Raw genomic sequence first — 5,455 nt, 5'->3', positions numbered from 1 at the left:
GCCGTGAGGGGATTCGATAAGTTCATTAAAGAGATGTCATTTATAGCGTAGCGAGGTAAGAAAGTACTGGATCAAAGTACATGATACCGGACTATTATTTTAGAGTCAAGTTCTGACAGACAATACAACAAAGAAGAATACAGACTATTATTAACAAGTTAAGAATGGTCAGCGATTCAGATTCACATTTTACAATGGAGAGTTTGATCCTGGCTCAGGATGAACGCTAGCGGCAGGCCTAATACATGCAAGTCGAACGATACTATCCAGCTTGCTGGATAGGAAAGTGGCGCACGGGTGCGTAACGCGTATGCAACCTACCTTAATCAGGGGGATAGCCCGAAGAAATTCGGATTAACACCGCATAAAAACACAGTACAGCATTGTACAATGTTCAAATATTTATAGGATTAAGATGGGCATGCGTGTCATTAGCTAGTTGGCGGGGTAACGGCCCACCAAGGCGACGATGACTAGGGGATCTGAGAGGATGACCCCCCACACTGGTACTGAGACACGGACCAGACTCCTACGGGAGGCAGCAGTAAGGAATATTGGTCAATGGAGGCAACTCTGAACCAGCCATGCCGCGTGCAGGAAGACAGCCCTCTGGGTCGTAAACTGCTTTTATTCGGGAATAAACCACATTACGTGTAATGTGCTGAATGTACCGAAGGAATAAGGATCGGCTAACTCCGTGCCAGCAGCCGCGGTAATACGGAGGATCCAAGCGTTATCCGGATTTATTGGGTTTAAAGGGTGCGTAGGCGGCTTATTAAGTCAGGGGTGAAAGACGGTGGCTCAACCATCGCAGTGCCCTTGATACTGATGAGCTTGAATGAACTAGAGGTAGGCGGAATGTGACAAGTAGCGGTGAAATGCATAGATATGTCACAGAACACCGATTGCGAAGGCAGCTTACTATGGTTTTATTGACGCTGAGGCACGAAAGCGTGGGGATCAAACAGGATTAGATACCCTGGTAGTCCACGCCCTAAACGATGAATACTCGCTGTTAGCGATATACAGTTAGCGGCTAAGCGAAAGCGTTAAGTATTCCACCTGGGGAGTACGCCCGCAAGGGTGAAACTCAAAGGAATTGACGGGGGCCCGCACAAGCGGAGGAGCATGTGGTTTAATTCGATGATACGCGAGGAACCTTACCCGGGCTTGAAAGTTACTGAATGATCTAGAGATAGGTCAGTCCGCAAGGACAGGAAACTAGGTGCTGCATGGCTGTCGTCAGCTCGTGCCGTGAGGTGTTGGGTTAAGTCCCGCAACGAGCGCAACCCCTATGTTTAGTTGCCAGCATGTAAAGGTGGGGACTCTAAACAGACTGCCTGTGCAAACAGAGAGGAAGGAGGGGACGACGTCAAGTCATCATGGCCCTTACGTCCGGGGCTACACACGTGCTACAATGGATGGTACAGAGGGCAGCAAGCTGGCAACAGCAAGCGAATCTCAAAAAGCCATTCACAGTTCGGATAGAGGTCTGCAACTCGACCTCTTGAAGTTGGATTCGCTAGTAATCGCGTATCAGCAATGACGCGGTGAATACGTTCCCGGGCCTTGTACACACCGCCCGTCAAGCCATGGAAGTTGGGGGTACCTAAAGTATGTAACCGCAAGGAGCGTCCTAGGGTAAAACCGATAACTGGGGCTAAGTCGTAACAAGGTAGCCGTACCGGAAGGTGCGGCTGGAATACCTCCTTTCTGGAGTAGGATTGACTACTCGCTGCGCAAATGATATAAATGACAGATATCTCAAAAAAGGTAACCCATAGGATGAAGCATCGTTTAGTGCTCCATACTGACAAGCAGGGCAAATGAGTAATCAAGGATTTGTGAAATGAGAAATCAGTACTCATGAGTCGGCTTACGCAAATAGTCCCGTAGCTCAGTTTGGTTAGAGCACTACACTGATAATGTAGGGGTCAGCAGTTCAAATCTGCTCGGGACTACAGGTATATTCTAAGGGGGATTAGCTCAGCTGGCTAGAGCGCCTGCCTTGCACGCAGGAGGTCAACGGTTCGACTCCGTTATTCTCCACGATCACCCGGCCTTAATAGAAAAAGGCATTAAATAGCAAAGTAGCAATACGATGCGGGGATTGAAAAGTTCTTTGACATATTGGAAGAAGTTAAAAAAGAAGAGCAAACAACAATAGATAGGATGTTTGTTTTGAAGAAGGGCTGAGGTAAGCAATTACATCAGAGCGACTGATGAACGGATAATTGATCAAAAAAAGCATTTCCATAGGCGCAAAAGGCTATGGAGAGAAGAAAGTAAATAAGAGCACACAGGGGATGCCTTGGCTCTCAGAGGCGATGAAGGACGTGATAAGCTGCGATAAGCACTGGGGATTAGCAAATATGAATTGATCCGGTGATTTCCGAATGGGGAAACCTGGCTGGTTGAAGACCAGTCGTATAATACGCAAACCTGCCGAACTGAAACATCTAAGTAAGCAGAGGAGAAGAAAATAACAATGATTTCCTAAGTAGTGGCGAGCGAACGGGAAAGAGCCCAAACCACTTATGTTACGGCATATGTGGGGTTGTAGGACTGCGAAGTGATTATAATGCAATGAAGTGGAACAGGATGGGAAGCCTGGCAATATAGAGTGATAGCCTCGTACACGTAAGTACCATTAGTCTAGCAGTATCCTGAGTACCGCGAGGTCGGAGACGCCTTGTGGGAATCTGCCGGCACCATCCGGTAAGGCTAAATACTCCTGAGAGACCGATAGTGAACCAGTACCGTGAGGGAAAGGTGAAAAGAACCCCGAACAGGGGAGTGAAATAGAACCTGAAACTGTGTGCTTACAAGCGGTCGGAGCGTCCAGGTGGCGTGACGGCGTGCCTTTTGCATAATGAGCCTACGAGTTACTCTTCTCTGGCGAGGTTAAGTGTTTAAGACACGGATCCGAAGCGAAAGCGAGTCTGAATAGGGCGTATAGTCAGGGGAGGTAGACGCGAAACCTTGTGATCTACCCATGGACAGGTTGAAGGTGCGGTAACACGTACTGGAGGACCGAACCGATAAACGTTGAAAAGTTTCCGGATGATCTGTGGGTAGGGGTGAAAGGCTAATCAAACTGGGAAATAGCTCGTACTCCCCGAAATGTTTTTAGGAACAGCGTTGAGGTTAAGTTATTTAGAGGTAGAGCTACTGATTGGGTGCGGGGGAGTCAAATCCTACCAAATCCAGACAAACTCCGAATGCTAAATAATATACTCAGCAGTGAGGCGCGGGGTGCTAAGGTCACGCGCCGAGAGGGAAAGAACCCAGACCATCAGCTAAGGTCCCCAAGTTACAGTTAAGTTGAACTAACGAGGTCCGATTGCACAGACAGCTAGGATGTTGGCTTGGAAGCAGCCATTCATTTAAAGAGTGCGTAACAGCTCACTAGTCGAGCGATCGGGCATGGATAATAAACGGGCATAAAATTGTACACCGAAGCTATGGGTAATATTAATATTACGGTAGGGGAGCATTCCAGCGGCAGCGAAGGTATGACGTAAGTTGTGCTGGAGCTTCTGGAAAAGCAAATGTAGGCATAAGTAACGATAAGGCGGGCGAGAAACCCGCCCACCGAAAGGATAAGGTTTCCTGATCAACGCTAATCGGATCAGGGTTAGTCGGGGCCTAAGGAGAACCCGAGAGGGATATTCGATGGACAACGGGTTAATATTCCCGTACTTTTTATAACTGCGATGTGGTGACGGAGTAGTGACACTGCCGCGATCTGACGGAATAGATCGTTGAAGGCTGTAGGTATAGGACTGGTAGGCAAATCCGCCGGTCTTGCTGAACGCTGATAGTACCGCGAACCTTCGGGGGAGTGGATAGTGCAGGTAATCAGACTTCCAAGAAAACCCGCTAAGCTTCAGGTTATAAAAACCCGTACCGCAAACCGACACAGGTATCCGGGAAGAGAATTCTAAGGTGCTCGAGTGAATCATGGCTAAGGAACTCGGCAAAATGGCCCTGTAACTTCGGGAGAAGGGGCGCTGGCAGTAATGTCAGCCGCAGTGAAAAGGCCCAGGCGACTGTTTAACAAAAACACATGGCTTTGCAAAATCGAAAGATGAAGTATAAGGCCTGACACCTGCCCGGTGCTGGAAGGTTAAGAGGGGATGTCATCCGCAAGGAGAAGCATTGAATCGAAGCCCCAGTAAACGGCGGCCGTAACTATAACGGTCCTAAGGTAGCGAAATTCCTTGTCGGGTAAGTTCCGACCTGCACGAATGGTGTAACGATCTGGGCGCTGTCTCAGCCATGAGCTCGGTGAAATTGTGGTCCCGGTGAAGACGCCGGGTACCCGCAACGGGACGGAAAGACCCCATGCACCTTCACTACAATTTAACATTGACATTGGATACAGGATGTGTAGGATAGGTGGGAGACTATGAAGCGGCGTCGCCAGGCGTCGTGGAGTCAACGTTGAAATACCACCCTTTCTGTATTCGGTGTCTAACTCCGCTATGTGGAGGACATTGTTTGATGGGTAGTTTGACTGGGGTGGTCGCCTCCAAAAAGGTAACGGAGGCTTTCAAAGGTAAGCTCAATACGCTTGGTAACCGTATGAGGAGTGCAATAGCATAAGCTTGCTTGACTGTGAGACAGACAAGTCGATCAGGGTCGAAAGACGGATATAGTGATCCGGTGGTTCTGCATGGAAGGGCCATCGCTCAAAGGATAAAAGGTACGCTGGGGATAACAGGCTGATCTCCCCCAAGAGCTCATATCGACGGGGAGGTTTGGCACCTCGATGTCGGCTCGTCACATCCTGGGGCTGGAGAAGGTCCCAAGGGTTCGGCTGTTCGCCGATTAAAGTGGCACGCGAGCTGGGTTCAGAACGTCGCGAGACAGTTCGGTCCCTATCTGTTGTGGGCGTTGGAATTTTGAGTGGGGCTGACCTTAGTACGAGAGGACCGGGTTGGACTAGCCTCTAGTGAATCTGTTGTTCCGCCAGGGGCATTGCAGAGTAGCTACGCTGGGAATAGATAAGCGCTGAAAGCATCTAAGTGCGAAACTAGCCACGAGATGAGAATTCCATATAGGACCGTAGCAGACTACTACGTTGATAGGTTACAGATGTAAAGATGGTGACATCAAAGTCGAGTAATACTAATAATCCGAAGCTTTCAAGAGCATAGAACTGTTGTTTGTTCTTCCTAACTAACTTCTTTCAATAATATGTCATTGTTTATTGTACATGCTGAAAAGCGGTGTCCTCAGGTGCCCCCCCCAAAAAAAAACGGGACGGTAGCAACAGGGATCCCGGTACAGCAGATATACCCTGAACATTAAAAATATTTAGGTGCCTATATCGGTGGTGTCCACCTCTTCCCATTCCGAACAGAGAAGTTAAGCCCACCAGAGCCAATGGTACTGCGGTAACACGTGGGAGAGTAGGTCGGTGCCAAATCTTAAAGAAAGCCTGTAGTCA

The 5,455-nt window shown here is 48.7% G+C and carries 2 tRNA genes and 3 rRNA genes; all 5 read left to right on the top strand.

Annotation, left to right across the window (positions count from 1 at the left end):
• The first annotated feature begins 191 nt into the window (after positions 1-191).
• The 5 genes from QEP08_RS20850 to rrf all read left to right on the top strand — a co-directional run bounded on the left by QEP08_RS20850 (position 192) and on the right by rrf (position 5,434).
• A 16S ribosomal RNA gene (locus QEP08_RS20850) occupies positions 192-1,713 on the top strand.
• Positions 1,714-1,886: 173 nt separating this feature from the next.
• Positions 1,887-1,961: transfer RNA gene (locus QEP08_RS20845), tRNA-Ile, on the top strand.
• Between the two features lie 14 nt (positions 1,962-1,975).
• Positions 1,976-2,049, top strand: a tRNA-Ala gene (locus tag QEP08_RS20840).
• A gap of 230 nt (positions 2,050-2,279) precedes the next feature.
• Positions 2,280-5,156 (top strand): 23S ribosomal RNA (locus QEP08_RS20835).
• A gap of 166 nt (positions 5,157-5,322) precedes the next feature.
• Positions 5,323-5,434, top strand: a 5S ribosomal RNA gene (rrf, locus tag QEP08_RS20830).
• The 16S, 23S and 5S rRNA genes sit together here with 2 tRNA genes alongside, the layout of an rRNA operon.
• Positions 5,435-5,455: the final 21 nt, after the last annotated feature.

This window comes from Pedobacter ginsengisoli (assembly GCF_030244015.1).
Lineage (GTDB): Bacteria > Bacteroidota > Bacteroidia > Sphingobacteriales > Sphingobacteriaceae > Pedobacter > Pedobacter ginsengisoli.
This window is presented reverse-complemented; position numbering and strand designations above follow the sequence as displayed.